The organism is Rhodospirillaceae bacterium (genome assembly GCA_028819475.1).
Taxonomy (GTDB): domain Bacteria; phylum Pseudomonadota; class Alphaproteobacteria; order Bin65; family Bin65; genus Bin65.
Map to the genome: position 1 here is coordinate 26,258 of JAPPLJ010000005.1, position 15,365 is coordinate 41,622.

Annotated in this window: 13 protein-coding genes; 7 read left to right on the forward strand and 6 right to left on the reverse strand. The window is 68.8% G+C overall.

The annotated features are described in order from the left end of the window. Positions 1–123 precede the first annotated feature (123 nt). The gene (petA, locus tag OXM58_01420) at positions 124–738 is read right to left on the reverse strand and encodes a ubiquinol-cytochrome c reductase iron-sulfur subunit (protein MDE0147006.1); all 615 of its coding nucleotides are present in this window, start codon (positions 736–738) and stop codon (positions 124–126) included. A gap of 370 nt (positions 739–1,108) precedes the next feature. Here petA and hemF point away from each other — a divergent pair, with 370 nt between their 5' ends. Both hemF and OXM58_01430 read left to right on the forward strand, forming a co-directional pair. Next, complete coding sequence (hemF, locus tag OXM58_01425) at positions 1,109–2,014, forward strand: oxygen-dependent coproporphyrinogen oxidase (GenBank protein MDE0147007.1); 906 nt, start codon at positions 1,109–1,111, stop codon at positions 2,012–2,014. Positions 2,015–2,127: 113 nt separating this feature from the next. Then, a complete protein-coding gene (locus tag OXM58_01430) occupies positions 2,128–2,751 on the forward strand; it encodes an NYN domain-containing protein (protein MDE0147008.1) in 624 nt (207 codons plus the stop codon). A 58-nt stretch (positions 2,752–2,809) separates the two neighbouring features. Here the strand turns inward: OXM58_01430 and OXM58_01435 are convergent, their stop codons facing one another. From OXM58_01435 to OXM58_01450, 4 genes are all read right to left on the reverse strand, one after another. Next, positions 2,810–4,066, reverse strand: coding sequence for a CCA tRNA nucleotidyltransferase (locus tag OXM58_01435; GenBank protein MDE0147009.1), 1,257 nt, complete (start codon positions 4,064–4,066; stop codon positions 2,810–2,812). Positions 4,067–4,142: 76 nt separating this feature from the next. Continuing rightward, a complete protein-coding gene (locus OXM58_01440; GenBank protein ID MDE0147010.1) occupies positions 4,143–4,394 on the reverse strand; it encodes a DUF6111 family protein in 252 nt (83 codons plus the stop codon). A 13-nt stretch (positions 4,395–4,407) separates the two neighbouring features. Further along, the gene (locus OXM58_01445) at positions 4,408–5,058 is read right to left on the reverse strand and encodes a CoA pyrophosphatase (protein ID MDE0147011.1); all 651 of its coding nucleotides are present in this window, start codon (positions 5,056–5,058) and stop codon (positions 4,408–4,410) included. After that, positions 5,055–5,624 carry a DUF1285 domain-containing protein gene (locus tag OXM58_01450; protein ID MDE0147012.1) on the reverse strand — a complete coding sequence of 190 codons (570 nt, stop codon included), beginning with the start codon at positions 5,622–5,624 and terminating at the stop codon, positions 5,055–5,057. Before OXM58_01450 ends, OXM58_01445 begins: the two co-directional genes overlap by 4 nt. A 77-nt stretch (positions 5,625–5,701) precedes the next feature. Here OXM58_01450 and OXM58_01455 point away from each other — a divergent pair, with 77 nt between their 5' ends. The 4 genes from OXM58_01455 to OXM58_01470 are packed head-to-tail and all read left to right on the forward strand — an operon-like array spanning position 5,702 to position 12,498. Further along, on the forward strand, positions 5,702–6,724 hold the full coding sequence (locus tag OXM58_01455; protein MDE0147013.1) for a MoxR family ATPase: 1,023 nt from the start codon (positions 5,702–5,704) through the stop codon (positions 6,722–6,724). Positions 6,725–6,739: 15 nt separating this feature from the next. Next, positions 6,740–7,627, forward strand: coding sequence for a DUF58 domain-containing protein (locus OXM58_01460; protein MDE0147014.1), 888 nt, complete (start codon positions 6,740–6,742; stop codon positions 7,625–7,627). Positions 7,628–7,661: 34 nt separating this feature from the next. Beyond that, positions 7,662–10,382, forward strand: coding sequence for a DUF4159 domain-containing protein (locus OXM58_01465; GenBank protein ID MDE0147015.1), 2,721 nt, complete (start codon positions 7,662–7,664; stop codon positions 10,380–10,382). Between the two features lie 13 nt (positions 10,383–10,395). Next, positions 10,396–12,498, forward strand: a complete 2,103-nt coding sequence (locus OXM58_01470) for a hypothetical protein (protein ID MDE0147016.1) — start codon at positions 10,396–10,398, stop codon at positions 12,496–12,498. A gap of 115 nt (positions 12,499–12,613) precedes the next feature. Here the strand turns inward: OXM58_01470 and OXM58_01475 are convergent, their stop codons facing one another. Continuing rightward, positions 12,614–14,113 (reverse strand): sulfatase-like hydrolase/transferase, encoded by a 1,500-nt coding sequence (locus OXM58_01475; GenBank protein MDE0147017.1) that lies wholly within the window; start codon positions 14,111–14,113, stop codon positions 12,614–12,616. Positions 14,114–14,353: 240 nt separating this feature from the next. Between OXM58_01475 and OXM58_01480 the strand changes: the two genes are divergently transcribed. Further along, complete coding sequence (locus OXM58_01480; GenBank protein MDE0147018.1) at positions 14,354–15,361, forward strand: NAD-dependent epimerase/dehydratase family protein; 1,008 nt, start codon at positions 14,354–14,356, stop codon at positions 15,359–15,361. Positions 15,362–15,365: the final 4 nt, after the last annotated feature.

A 15,365-nucleotide genomic window follows, 5' to 3' on the forward strand; every position in this document is an offset into this window, starting at 1 on the left:
CTGCGATGAAGGACGACGGGAAGTTCGCGCCATCCGGCAGGCATTCTTCCCGTTCGCTCGCCCGGTCCCAAATCCGGAACATGTCGCGCCCGGAACATGTTTCGCCCGGAACATGCTTCGGCGTCAGGCGGTCTTGCCGCCCTGCCCGCCGTCCGGCTGCTCCTTGCCGATGATCAGTTTGTTCTCGGCCGTGATGGTGTAGGGCGGCACCGGCAGATTGCGCGGCGCGGGCCCTTTGCGGATACGGCCGGAAATGTCGTAGTGCGAACCGTGGCAAGGGCAGAACCAGCCGCCGTATTCGCCCTTGTTATCGGTTCCTTTCTGGCCGAGCGGAATGCAGCCCAGATGCGTGCATACGCCGACGACGACCAGCCACTGCTCGCGGGCGCCGCTGCCGAAGCGCTGCTCGTCGGTCTGCGGGTCGGGCAGGTCGTCCGGGCTGACGGCCCTGGCTTCGGCGATTTCCTTCTCGGTCCGGCGGCGGATGAAGACCGGCGAGCCGCGCCACTTCACCGTGATCGCCTGGCCCTGTTCGATCGGTGCCAGATCCACTTCGGTGGTCGAGGCGGCCAGCGTATCCCGGGCCGGGTTCAGACTGTCGAGCAGCGGCCACAGCGAAGCACCCGTGGCGAACGCACCGAAAGCGCCGCCAGCCAGGAACAGAAAGTCCCGCCGGCCGGCACCCTCCTCATGTGCGCCGGCCGCGCCGGCACCGTCAGGACTGGCGCTGTTCGCCATCCGCTCCCCACGTCATTAGCGCGCACGAAAAAACAAATAAAATCCGATAGTTATGCTGCATTCAAAGCGGATTTGCAGCGCGGTCCAAGGTATGGCCCGGCTTTTCGCACGCGAAATGTGACACCGCGACGCAGAGACATCCGGGCAGCCCGATTCTGGCCGGCGCACGGGGGAAAATCCGCCGCCGGAGCGCCTCCGGCGCGCCATGCAGGAAGGGCCTTGTGAGACCGGTCCCCCACCGGCCGGATGAACCGCGGAACGCCGGCGCCGCCATCCGGCCCGGCGCCTGCCCCGGAGTCGGCAGCGGAGCCGGCGGATTCGATTTCGGCGGCCGATGGCGGAATCTTCGATAGAGGCAGACCGGAAGATCATGGATACCGTAGCCGGCACCGAAGCCCGGAAGAACGACGCGCAGCAGTGGTTCGAGGCCCTGCGCGACCGCTTCTGCACGGCCTTCGAAACCCTGGAGGACGAACTGGCGGGCGCGCCGCTGACGCTGGCCGGCGGCGGTCCGGCCGGCCGGTTCGAACGCACGGCCTGGACTCGCGGGGGGATGGGCGACGGTGCGGCCGGTTCCGACTCCGGCAGCGACGGCGGCGGCGGCGTGATGTCCCTGATGCGCGGCCGGGTGTTCGAGAAGGTCGGCGTCAACGTCTCGACCGTCTACGGAGAATTCTCCGAAGAGTTCCGGGGCCAGATCCCCGGCGCCTCGGAGGACCCGCGCTTCTGGGCCAGCGGGATCAGCCTCGTTGCCCATATGCGCTCGCCGAAAATACCGGCCGTTCACATGAACACGCGCCATATCGTGACGACCGAAAGCTGGTTCGGCGGCGGGGCGGACCTGACGCCGGCGGCCCCGGACGAGGCCGATACGGCGACCTTCCACGGCGCAATGAAGGCGGCCTGCGATGCCCACGACCCGGACTATTACGGGCGGTTCAAGGACTGGTGCGACCGCTATTTCTTCCTGCCGCACCGCAACGAGGCGCGCGGCGTCGGCGGCATCTTCTACGACCGGCTCAACGACGGCTGGGACGACACGTTCGCCTTCACCAGGGCGGTCGGCGAGGCCCTGCTTGAGGTCTACCCGGCGATCGTGCGCCGGCACCTGGGCGAGACCTGGACCGCGGCCGAGCGCGAGCGTCAGCTGGTCCGCCGCGGCCGCTATGTCGAATTCAACCTGTTGTACGACCGGGGCACAAAGTTCGGCCTGATGACCGGCGGCAACGTCGAGGCCATCCTGATGTCCCTGCCGCCGGAGGTCCGCTGGCCGTAGCGCGGGTTTCTCCCCATAGTCCCACAGCCGCGGCCGGGGCGGCGGGCCGGTTGACACAGCCTCCAGCTGCGCCTATGTGCGGCGTCCAATATCCGCTACGCCCGTAGGCGGGCATGTTGCAGGACCCTCCGCGGCACAGCCCGCAGGGGGTTCTTTCTCTGAAAGCGGCGATCTTTATCGACGGCGGACATCTCCGGGTTCTGGCCCGGCAGGCGGGCCGCGCTCACGATCCCGATCATATCGGGAAAATCGCGCGCGCCTGCATCGCACCCGATGAGAGCCTGTTGCGCAATCTCTACTACGATTGCGCGCCCTACCGGGGCAGCCCGCCTTTGCCGGTCTCCGGCAGACCGGCCGAATTCAGAGGATCGGACGCCTGGTTGAAGGAACTCGCGGCCAAGCCGCAGTTCGCCGTGCGGCTTGGCACGCTGAAATTCCGGGGCTTCGTCCTGAAGCGACCCGACGCCTCGCAGCCGCTCTCGGACAGCGATTTCAAACCGCGCTTCGAGCAAAAGGGCGTCGATATGCGGCTCGGCCTGGATATCGCCGCCCATGCCGCCGGAAAAACCGTTGACCGCATCATACTGATTACCGGGGATACCGACTGCCTTCCCGCGATGAAACTGGCCCGGGTTTCCGGCCTTCAGGTCGTGCTCATCCGCTTTCCCGGACAGAGGCTCGCGGCGGAACTGACGTGGCACGCCGACTTCGTGCGCGACGCCGATTGGCCCGATTGACCGTCTGCCCGGCGTACCGGCTGGCGCAGAGCGCCCCATGCCGGTCGCACCGCTACGGTCAACGCCGCTCGTCCCCCATGCCGCGCACCAGGGCGATCGCTTCTTCGAGCTTTTCGAGCGCGGCCTCGCGGCCGGGCCGGAAATCCTGGGCGATCCACCAGCGCTCAACGAATTTCAGTCCCTTGCCGACCGCCGGCCCGGCGATGCCGCGGGCGGCCAGGTCGGCGCCCCGCACCGGCAGGACCGGCCGTTCCCAGCCGGCGGCGACCCGGACCAGATCGTGCAGCGGCGCGGTATCGGCGGCATCCTGCGACGCCGCCGCGAGCAGCGACGCATCGCGCCAGTTTTCCGCGCCGTGCCGGTAGAAGGCGGCGCGCACCGCCTTGAGCCGTTTGGGGCGCTGCGCTGCGTCTTCAGCCGCAACGTCCGGGTCCGGTGCTGCGTCTGGCGCAAGCTGGAGGATGGCGAGCAGCCGGTCTCCCCGCTTGCGGGACAGGCGCAGCGACCGGCCGACCGCATCCGCCCGTCCGGAGTCGCCGACCAGGGCGGCGAGCCGCCGGACCGGATCGGCCGGCAGGTCCAGCGCCGATTCCAGCACCGCCAGCCGCCGGAATCGGGACGGGCTCCAGGCCGTATCGGCGACGGCCGCCAGAATGCCGTCGGACGCCATGGCCTCGACCGCTTCTCCGGCACGCGGCGCGGCGAGCGTCTTGAGAAATTCCTGGCCGACCCGCTCGCGCGACAGGGTCTCGATGCGCCCGGCCTCGGCGGTACAGGCCGCCCGGCTCGCCGGATCGCCCGCCGCGATGCCGAAGCGCGCGGCGAAGCGGTAGAAGCGCAGGATGCGCAGATGGTCCTCCCGGATGCGCTCGTTCGGATCGCCGACGAAACGGATGCAGGGTGCGTCGAGATCGGCGAGGCCGCCGAAATAGTCGAACACCGCTCCGTCCGGGCGCAGGGACAGCGCGTTGATCGTAAAGTCGCGGCGCAGCGCATCCTCGCGCCAGTCGGCGGTGAACGCGATGGCCGCGCGCCGCCCGTCGGTCTCGACATCCCGGCGCAGGGAGGTGACCTCGAAGCCCGTACCGGCCGAAACGGCGGTCACCGTGCCGTGGGCGATGCCGGTCGGCACGACCTTCAGTCCCGCCGCTTCGAGCCGCCCCACCGCTTCATCCGGCGGCAGGGGAACGCCGATATCGATGTCGTCCACCGCCCGGCCGAGCAGCGCATCGCGCACGCAGCCGCCGACGAAGCGGACGTCGACGCCGCCTTCGACCAGCGCCGCTATGACCGGCGCTACCTCTGGGCCGGTCATCCAGCCAGCGCTTATACGGCGGTCGGTTGCGCCCGCCCCGCTATCCTGTGCCGCCGACATGGCCGGGATGCCGGCCTCAGGTCTGCGGCCCGGTGGGCGGGATGACCGGGTTGAGCGGATTGGCGTCCTTCAGCACGGCGAACAGGATGAAGGCCGCCACGGTCAGCACCAGTCCGGACAGGACGATCCAGAACCACGGGCTGTCTTCCCAGCGCGGGCCCGGGAGGCCCTTCTTCCGGGCGCGCCGCCGCTCGATCTGGAAATAGATGAAATAAAGGATCAGCGGGACGAGGAAGATCGCCAGTTGCTGGATGATCGTGCGCACCATGGCTCCAGGCGTCCTATGCCGCCGCTTTGCGTGTGAGAACTTCGTAGAGATTGACCAGCATGGCCGCCGTCGCGCCCCAGATATACCGGCCGTTCCAGTGCATGGCGTAGAAGGTCCGCTCGATCTCTTTCCACCGCTTGGTTTCCCGCTTGTGGTTTGCCGGGTCCATGAAGAAACCCAGCGGAACCTCGAATACGTCGTCGACCTCGGAAGGATCGGGGACATAGTCCGCGCCCGGTTCGACGAAGCCGACGATCGGCGCCACGACATAGCCCGTGCCGGTGATGTAATCGTCGAGCCGGCCGACCACGTCGACCGCGCAGGGCGGCAGGCCGATTTCCTCTTCCGCTTCGCGCAGCGCCGTGTGAACCGGATCCCGGTCCGTATCGTCCAGCCGCCCGCCGGGAAAGGCGACCTGCCCGGCGTGATGCGGCAGGTCGTCGGTCCGCCGGGTCAGCAGGACGCGGATACCGCCGGGATGATCGACCAGCGGCACGAGGACCGCCGCGTTGCGCAATTCGGCCGGGATGCGCACCCGGGCGTCGACGATATGGTCGCCGCGCAGGCGCGACCGGCGGCGCGCGACCGCAGCCGCCGGATCCAGCGGATCGCGCAGCCGCGGCAGCGAGCCGGCGAGCACTCCGGCGATGAACGGCCGGTTCATGCCGCCGTCCCTTCGAGGCTGCCGATCGGCCAGAACCGGCCGCCGGCCCAGACACCGAAGTCCGCGCCGCCTAAATCCGCGCCGCCGCTGGCTGCATCCGCCGGCGTTTCCTCGCCGAGGTCGACAAGCTCGTAGTAGACCGGCCGGGACAGCCGGGCCTCCAGCCCGCGGCGGACGCGAACATAGGGCCGCGGCTCGCCGGTCGCCGGATCGCGATCGAAGCGCAGCGGATGCCCGGTTCCGACAACCACATTCTCGTCAATATTGGTGCGCAGCGTCACGCTCCTGTCGCGTCCTTCGCCCTCGACCGTCATCTCGACCGCCACGAACGGAACGTCCTCAACTTCGATGCGGCCCTTCTCGACCGGCGTTATGAGCCAATATTCCCCGGCATCGTCCCGTTGCAACACGGTTGCAAACAGTTTTACCAGCGGCAACCTGCGGATCGGCGAGTTATGATAGTACCACGTTCCGTCGAACCCGATCCGCATGTGCAGATCGCGCACCATGGCCTGGAACTTCCGGCGGTCGGCGCCGGTCGGTTTTTCCGGCCCTTTCCCGGCCATTCGGCTGCTCCCGCCACTATCGGAGATTGTCGTTGACTAGCCATTCCGCCGCCGATACCGCCGCCGATTCAGTTGCGATGGCGCCGGCCGACAACACCGCAAATCTTGTGACCGGCGAAGCGCCTGACAAGGCCGTGGCCGAACTGGAACAGCTGGGCGAAACGCTCACCCGGGTCCGCGACGGCATCGAACGCATAATTTTCGGCCAGCGGGACGTGGTCGAACAGACGCTGGTGACGCTGCTGTCCGGCGGACACGTCCTGCTCATCGGCGTGCCGGGCCTGGCCAAGACCAAGCTGGTCGAGACCCTGTCGACCGTGCTGGGCCTCGAGACCAACCGCATCCAGTGTACGCCCGACCTGATGCCGGCCGATATCCTGGGTTCCGAAGTGCTGGAAGAGCAGGAAGGCGGCCGGCGCGCGTTCCGGTTCATCGAAGGGCCGGTTTTCTGCCAGCTGCTGATGGCCGACGAAATCAACCGGGCGAGCCCGCGGACCCAGTCGGCGCTTTTGCAGGCGATGCAGGAGCACCGGGTTTCGATCGCCGGGAAATACCACGCCCTGCCCGAGCCGTTCCACGTCCTCGCCACCCAGAACCCGCTGGAACAGGAAGGCACCTATCCGCTGCCGGAGGCGCAGCTCGACCGTTTCCTGCTGCAGGTCGATGTCGGCTATCCGGAGCTGGCGTCCGAACGGCAGATGCTCCTGGCGACGACCGGCGTGACCGAGGAAAAGCCCGTCCCGGTCATCGCGCCGGAAGCGTTGCGCAAGGCCCAGCGCCTGATCCGCCAGATTCCGGTCGGCGAAAGCGTGCTCGAGGCGATCCTGAGCCTGACGCGCCGGGGCCGGCCGGAATCGACCGATCTCGACGCCGTGACGGAGCATGTCGCCTGGGCGCCCGGCCCGCGCGCCAGCCAGGCGCTGATGCTGGCCTGCCGCGCCCGCGCCGTCATGCACGGACGGCTGGCGCCGTCGGTCGACGATGTCGTCGCGCTCGCCCCGCCGGTGCTGCGGCACCGCATGGCGCTCAATTTCGCGGCGCGGGCCGACGGAATCACGGTCGAACACGTGATCGGGCAGATGTGCGATCCCCTGCGTTAGCCGCAGACCGGACCGATGGCAGGCCCCGCTCCCCGATTTGCCGTCCGGCGCCAGGCCGAGACCAGCGCGAGCCGGCTGCCGCCGCTGCTGATGGCGGCGCACCGCGTCGCCGCTACCGTCGACCAGGGCGTCCACGGCCGCAGGCGGGTCGGGCTGGGCGAAACTTTCTGGCAGTTCCGGCGTTACGAGACCGGCGATTCCGTGCGCAGCATCGACTGGCGCCAGTCGGCCAAATCGGACCGTCTCTACGTCCGCGAGACCGAATGGGCGGCGGCGCAGAGCGTCTGGCTGTGGCGCGACGCCTCCGCGTCGATGCGCTGGTCCTCGGCGCGCGGCCTGCCGGAAAAGCGCGACCGGGCGGACCTGATGCTTCTGGCGCTGGCGTCCCTGCTCACCCGGGCCGGCGAACGGATCGGCCTGCTCGGCATCGACGAACGCCCGTCCGCCAGCAGCGTTGCGCTGGACCGCATGGCGTTCAACCTGCTCGGCGACGCACTGGAGCGGCAGTCGCTGGATCTGCCGCACTTCGAAAACCTGCCGCGCTACAGCCATCTGGTCCTGTTCGGCGACTTCCTGAGCCCGCTGGAAGACATCGACCGGCGGTTGCGCCAGTTCGCCGGCAACCGGATCGGCGGGCACGTCGTGCAGGTGCTCGACCCGGCGGAGGCCGACCTGCCGTTCGGCGGCCGGACGCGCTTCGAAGGTCTGGAGGACGAGGGCCGCATCCTGATCAAGCGCGTCGAGAACGTCCGCAGCGAGTATATCGACCGGATGACCGAGCATCAGGCCGGCCTGCGCGACATCGCCCGCAGCATCGGCTGGTCCTTCACCGTCCACATGACCGACCGGGCGCCGGAGCGTACGCTGCTGGCGCTCTATGTGCGCATGGCGGCCGCCGAATGACGGGGGCCGGAATGAGTGGGCCGGAGAACCGGACATGCTGACGCTCGGGGCCTTCGCCTTCGCGGCGCCCTGGGTGCTGGCGGCGGCGGCCGGACTGCCGATCCTGTGGTGGCTGCTGCGCGTGACGCCGCCGGCGCCGAAACTGGTGCGCTTCCCGGCGATCCGCCTGCTCCTGCGCCTCCGGGAGAAGGAAGATACACCGGCGCGCACGCCCTGGTGGCTCCTTCTGCTGCGCATTCTGGTCGTGCTGCTGCTCATCGTCGGCCTCGCCCATCCGCTGATGAATCCGCAGAAGGGGTTCGAGCAGGACGGCCCGCTGGTCATCGCGATCGACAACGGCTGGAGCGCGGCGCCGAACTGGCAGGCCCGCCGGAACAGGGTTGCGGAACTGCTGGACAGCGCGGCCCGCCAGGACCGGAAGGTCGTTCTGGTCGCGACGGCGCGGCGGATGCCGGACGAAACCGTGCGCGCGTCCAACCTGATGCGGCCGGCCGATGCCCGGGCGGTCTTCCAGGCCATGAGCCCGCAGCCCTGGCCGGCGGATCACGCCGCGGCGGCGCGGGCGCTGGAAGAACTCGCCAAGCGGGTGCGCAATGCCAACGTCGTCTGGCTGACGGACGGGCTGATGCACCGGGATGCGGAGGCCTTCGCCGCTGCGCTGAAGACGATCGGGCGCGTCGAGGCGCTGAGCGACGGCGCGAGCGACCTGCCGCTCCTGCTTCACCCGGCGCGCCTCGTGGGCACCCGGATCGTCCTGGCCCTGGAACGCGCAGCCGCCGGCCGGCCGGCCGGCTACGACCTTTCGCTGACCGACGACAACGGCCGCGGCATCGGCCGGCGGACCGTGACGTTTGAAGCCCGCGAAACAAAGGTCGAGGTTGCGCTCTCGCTGCCGTCCGAACTGCGCAACCGGCTGGCGCGGGTCTCGGTCGAGCGGCATCGCAGCGCAGGCGCGACCCTGCTGCTCGACGAACGCCTGCGGCGCCGGCCGGTCGGCCTGATCGCGCCGGCGCGGCTCAACGACAGCCAGCCGCTGATGTCGGACCTGTATTACATCGAGCGGGCGCTTTCGCCGTTCAGCGAAATCCGCAAGGGTCCGGTCTCCCAGCTGCTCCAGCGGCCGCTCTCGGTCATCGTCCTGCACGACCGGGCGACCCTGACCCGGCAGGCGCGCACCCGGCTCGCCGGCTGGATCGAGGCCGGCGGCCTGCTGGTCCGCTTTGCCGGCCCCGCCCTGGCCCGGAATCCGGACGCGCTGGTCCCGGTGCGCCTGCGCGGCGGCAACCGGTCGTTCGGCGGCGCCATGACCTGGGCGCAGCCGCTCGGCCTGTCGCCCTTCGGTGCCGAGAGCCCGTTTGCCGGCCTGGCGATTCCCGGCGACGCCACCGTGAAGCGGCAGGTGCTCGCCGAACCCGGTATCGACCTCGAGCGCAAGACCTGGGCGCGGCTTCGCGACGGCACGCCCCTGGTCACCGCGGAGCCGCGCGGCAAGGGCCTGCTGGTGCTGTTCCACACGATGGCCAACCCCGGCTGGTCGAGCCTGCCGCTGTCCGGCCTCTTCGTCGAAATGCTGCGGCGGACGGTGGCGCTGGGCCGCGGCGTCGCCGAAGCCGGAACCCACCGGGCGACGCTGGCGCCCTTCCGGGTGCTGGACGGGTTCGGCCGTCTCGGCGAACCGCAGGAGTGGGTCCGGCCGCTCGAGACGGCGCAACTGCACCGGGCGGTTGTCGGGCCGGCGCATCCGCCGGGCCTCTACGGCGCCCCGGCCAACCGGCGGAGCCTCAACCTGTCGTCCGCGGTGCGGGGGCTGGAGCCGCTGGCAGCGCTTCCGGCGGGCATTACGCGACTGGCGTATGAGAAAGCGCGCGAGATCGATCTGCGGCCGTGGCTCCTTGTGGCGGCGCTCGCGCTGTTCCTGCTCGATCTGGCGATCGCTTTCCTGATGCGCGGGCTCGTGCCGCGCCGCGCCGCAGCGGCAGCGGCCGCCCTGTTGTTGCTCGCCGTGCCCGCCGGCGCCCTGCTGGCGCCGCAGCAAGCGCTGGCCCAGGCCGCGGATCCGGAAGAAGAAGCGATCCGCGCGACCCGCGAAATCGTCTTCGCCTATGTCAGGACCGGAGACCGGGAGGCCGATCTGGTCAGCCGCCGCGGCCTGATCGGGCTGGGAAACATTCTGGCGTCCCGCACGTCCGTGGAGCCCGGCCCGCCGCACGCCGTGGACGTGAACGTGGATACGCTCGCCTTCTATCCGCTGCTCTACTGGCCGGTCACGACAGGCCAGGCCGCGCCGGGCCGGAAAGGCAACGCCCGCGTCCACACCTTCCTCGTGAACGGCGGGATGATCGTTTTCGACATCCGGATCCGCAACGGATTTCAGAGCGACGCCCTGAGCAAGCTGGTCGCCGGCCTGAAAATTCCCGCCTTGCAGCGCACGCCGCCCGACCATGTGCTGACGCGGTCCTACTATCTGCTGCAGCGCTTCCCGGGCCGGCGGACGGGCGCGCCGGTCTGGGTCGCACAGCGGGACCAGACGGCGAAGGACGGCGTCTCGCCGGTGATCGTCGGCGCCAACGACTGGGCGACCGCATGGGCGGTCGACCGTGCCGGGCGGCCGATGTTTCCGGTGCATCCCGGCGGCGAATATCAGCGCGAACTGGCCTACCGGGTCGGCGTCAACATCGTGATGCATGCCCTGACCGGCAACTACAAGTCGGACCAGGTGCACATCCCGACGATCCTCCGCCGGCTCGGCCAATGATCCGGGCGCAGAAATGATCGGCGCCGGAACCAGCATCGCCTTTGCGCCGCTGGTGCCCTGGTGGCTGCTGGCGGCGCTCGCCGGCGCCGCCGCCGCCCTGCTTCTGTTCGGGATTTACAGGAGAGCGCGGGGAATTCTGTACCGGGCCCTGGCGGCGGCCCTGATCTGGGCGATTCTGGCGAATCCTTCGCTGGTCGACGAAATGCGCGAACCGCTCCCGGATATCGCGGTGGTCGTCGTGGACGAATCGCCCAGCCAGCGCCTCGAACCGCGCCTCCAACTGAACGCGCAAGCCCTGGCGGCGGTCCGGGAGCAACTGCGCGGGCTGGACAATCTGGAGGTCAGGACCGTCCGGGTCGGGCTCGACCGCAGGGACGACGGCACCCTGCTGTTCGGGCCGCTCGAGCGCGCGCTCGCCGAAGTGCCGCGCAAGCGCCTGGCCGGCATCGTCGCGATTACCGACGGACAGATCCACGACGCGCCCGACGCCGGCAGCAACCCCAGCGGCGGGACCAGCGGCGGGCCCGGCGGCGGGCCGGTCCATTTCCTCCTGACCGGCAGGAAGAACGAGCGCGACCGGAGACTGGTCGTCGAATCGGCGCCGTCCTACGGCCTGCTCGGCAAACCGCTGACCATGACGATCCGGCTGGACGACAATGCGGCCCAACCCGGCGGGAACGCCGTTATCCGGATCAAGCGCGATGCCAGGCCATGGCGGCAGATCACCGTCGAGCCGAACGTCAGCGTGCCCGTGGAAATCCTGCTCGACCACCGCGGCCAGACCTTTTTCGAGCTGGAAGTGGGCCCCGGCCGCAGCGAACTGACCATGGAGAACAACCGCAAGGTCGTGACGATCAACGGCATCCGCGACCGGTTGCGCGTCTTGCTGATATCGGGCGAACCGCACCCGGGCCAGCGCGCCTGGCGCAACATCCTGAAATCGGATCCGGGCGTCGACCTGGTCCATTTCACGATCCTGCGCCCGCCGGAAAAGCGGGACATGACCCCGGTGAACGAGCTTGCGCTGATTTCGTTTCCGGTGCGCGAACTGTTCCAGGAAAAGCTCGACCAGTTTCACCTGATCATCTTCGATCGCTACCGCAGGCGCGGCGTCATCCGCGCCCATTTCCTGCAGAATATCGCCGATTACGTCAGGCAGGGCGGCGCGCTGATGGTGGCCGCCGGGCCGGCCTATGCCGGGCCGCTCAGCCTGGCGCACACGGCGATCGGCCCGTTGCTGCCGGGCCGGCCGACCGGGGAAGTCTACCGGCGCGGCTTTCGCGCCAAGCGGACGGACCAGGGCAAACGCCATCCGGTGACGTCCCGGCTGTCGGGCGCCGGCGTCGGCCCCGAGCCCTGGGGCCGCTGGTTCCGCCAGATCGACGCAGACGGGCAGCGCGGCCATATCCTGTTGAGCGGACTCGACGACCGGCCGCTGCTTATTCTCGACCGGGCCGGCAAGGGGCGCGTGGCCCAGCTGCTGTCGGACCAGGCCTGGCTGTGGGACCGCGGCTTCGAAGGCGGCGGCCCGCAGTCGGAGATGCTGCGCCGCGTTTCCCACTGGCTGATGAAAGAGCCTGAACTGGAGGAGGAATATCTCCTCGCCCGGATCCGCGAACGCCGCCTCGAAGTGCTGCGCCGCAGCCTGAAGCCGGTCAACCGGGCGGCGCGGGTCACGACGCCCGGCGGCCGGACCCTTTCGGCGCGGCTGAAGGACCGCGGCGACGGCACGGCGACCGGCTCGATCCCGGTCGAGACGCCCGGCCTGTACCGGGTTGCCGACGGCAAGCTCAACACGATGGTCGCCATCGGCTCGCTCAATCCGCGCGAGATGTCGGACGTCCGCACGTCCGACCGCCACGCGCGCCGCACCGTCCTGGCGCGCGGCGGCAGCATCGTCTGGCTTGCGGAAACCGGCGTGCCGGACATCCGCCGCGTGGCGCCGAAGCGGCGCGTCAGCGGCGCGGGCGGCGTTTCCGGGCGCTGGATCGGCCTGCGGCGGAACGACGACTATGTCGTCACCGGCATCCGCGAGATCCCGCTGCTGGCCGGTTTCCTCGCCCTCCTGCTGGCCCTGCTGCCGATGCTGTTCGGCTGGCGGCGGGAAAGCCAGTAGCGGGCGGAAAGGGAAATCGGCGGCGTTTGAAATCGAGCAGCGTCATCCATGGCCGCACACGGCCGCGACTCTCCCGCTAACGTGACGTTATCCGGCGAATTTCAGGGTTTCGCCGTCAGATAACCGGTTGCCACTCTTCGCCCCAGGCGTCCTTCCAGAGCCAGGGGCGGGATGTGTTCGATTTCGGCGCGCCGCCGTTCCAGAGGTCGCGTTCCGGGTCGGCGAACTCGTTGAAGAAGGCGTCGATCCTCGCGCCGAGTTCGCGTTCGACCGGACCGTACCCGGCCTGCCCGGCCACATTGTTGCGCTCGTCCGGATCGCCGCTCAAATCGTAGAGTTCGTTCTCGAGCGGATAGGCCCTGCTGCCGTCGAACCTTTTGAAATACGACCATTCCGGCGTTCGGATGACCCGGGTTTCCTCCTGCTCCAGGAACACCTCGTCGGTCCAGTCGATGTCCTCTCCCGCCATAACGGGGGCGAAACTGCGCGACGGCACGCCGGCCCTGAACCGGTCCTCCCAAAGCCCGAGCATATCCAGGAGGGTCGCGAAAACGTCGACGCCGCTGACATGCCGGCCGCTGATGCGCCCGCCCGCGATGCCGGTGCCCCACAGGATCAGCGGGATATTGTAGGCGATCCGGAACCCGTTCGACGGCCACGTCGCCTGGCCGTGACCCCAGAAACCGTGATGACCCAGGGAGAAGCCGTGATCGGCGGTGAAGATCACCAGGGTGTCGTCGCCGAAGCCGTTCGCTTCCAGCGCGTCCATGACCCGGCCGACCCGGTCGTCGATCAGCGTGACCTGGGAATAATAATTCCGCAGCGATGTCAGATCGTTCGGAAGCTGCAGGAGCGAGCTGAAATCCGGCCCCTTTTGCCCCTTGAGCAGATGGGTCGTGGTCAAATTGTAAATCTCTATCGCCTGCTTGCAGAGCCCCTCCCTCGGAACCGATGTCATGGGCGCGTCCTTGTAAAGCGCCCAAAACTCGTTCTCCGCGGGCCCCTTGATCGACGGCCAGTGGCCGTAAGGGCCGTTGTAGGGCAGCATCAGAAAGAAGGGCCGGCCGTTCCCGTTCCCGCGGCTCTCGATATAGTCCACGGCCCTGTCGGTAAAGAAATCGACCGAATGTCCATCGAAGATGGCGGAGCCGCCCTCGCTGCCCGATCCGCCGCCGAACAGCATTTCGTTGCCGTAAAAGCTGAACGTGTGGCCCCGGGCCATTGCGATCCAGTGATCGATTCCGATTTGCGGCCTGTCGGGCCTGCCGAGATGATACTTTCCGATCATCGCCGTCGCGTAGCCGGCCTCTTTCAGAATTCCCGGCAAGGTCGGGAATTCCTCGACGGCGCTCCAGCCCTCCGGCCAGGTGTGCATCAACCGGTCGTCGAGCCAGGTCGCGACGCCGTGCTGGCACGGCATCCGGCCGGTCCAAAGCGACGCGCGCGACGGCGAGCACATCGCATTGGGGCAATAGGCGTTGTCGAACCGGAGGCCGTCCGACGCCAGGGCGTCTAGGTTCGGCGTATGCAGTTCATCGTTGCCGTAGCAGCCAACGGCATCCGCAGGCTGGTTGTCGGTCATGATCAGGACGATGTTCGGGTGTTTCGCGGTCATTCCGGTATTCCGTTCCCGATGTTCCAAACGGCGGTTCGCAACCCTCCCGGCCCGGGAAGCCCGCACGGCGATCGGGGATTTCTCCGGACAGCATATACATTGCGGCGGTCCGTCTGTCCGCACCCGGTGCGCGCGGCGGCACTGACGCTCCGGCCGCACCGTGCGGCGCATTTGGCGCTGGCGGGAGGACGGCAGCCGGCTATCCTGCGGCGCGTTTCGGCCTCCGGAAACCGCTCCGCCATGACCGTCCTGATTACCGGCGTCGCCGGGTTTATCGGCATGAGTTGCGCCGCCGCCCTATTGGCGCGCGGGGATACGGTCGTCGGGATCGACAATCTGAACGCCTATTACGATCCCGCGCTGAAGAAGGCCCGGCTGGCCCGGCTGGCGGACCACGACCGGTTCCGGTTCGAGAAGATCGACGTCGCGGACGCGGACGCGGTCGCACGGACCGTGAACGGCCTTCCGGACGGTTCCGCCGTCCTGCATCTAGCGGCGCAGGCCGGCGTCCGCTATTCGCTGGAGAACCCCGGCGCCTACCTGGAAACCAACGTCCGCGGCCAGTTGGCAATCCTGGAGGCGGTCCGCCATCACGGCGGCATCCGGCACCTGACCTATGCCAGCTCGTCCTCGGTCTACGGCGGCAATACGAAGCTGCCCTTTGCGGCCGGGGACCGGGTCGACCGGCCGATTTCGCTCTATGCCGCGACCAAGCGGTCCGCGGAGTTGATGAGTTGGTGCTACGCCCATCTCTACGGCCTGCCGCAGACCGGCCTGCGCTATTTCACCGTGTACGGCCCCTGGGGCCGGCCGGACATGTCGGCGTATATTTTCGCCAGGGCGATCCTGATCGGCGAGCCCATCCCGGTCTTCAACCACGGCGACATGCGGCGGGACTTTACCTTCATCGACGATATCGTCGCCGGCACGCTGGCTGCGCTGGACCGGACGCCCGGGACAGAGGGGGGGACTGAAGACGGGACGGCGGAAAACGGCGCGCCGCCGCACCGGCTCTACAATCTCGGCAACAACCGGCCGGAAGCCCTGATGGACTTCATCGGCGAGATCGAGAAGGCGTGCGGCCGCAAGGCGATCCTCGACATGCAACCCATGCAGCCGGGCGACGTGAAAGAGACCTGCGCCGACATCGACACCAGCATACGGGACCTGGGGTTCAGCCCGAAGACGACCATCGCCGAGGGCATCCCCCGATTCGTCGCCTGGTTCCGGGATTATCACGGGATCTGAGGCC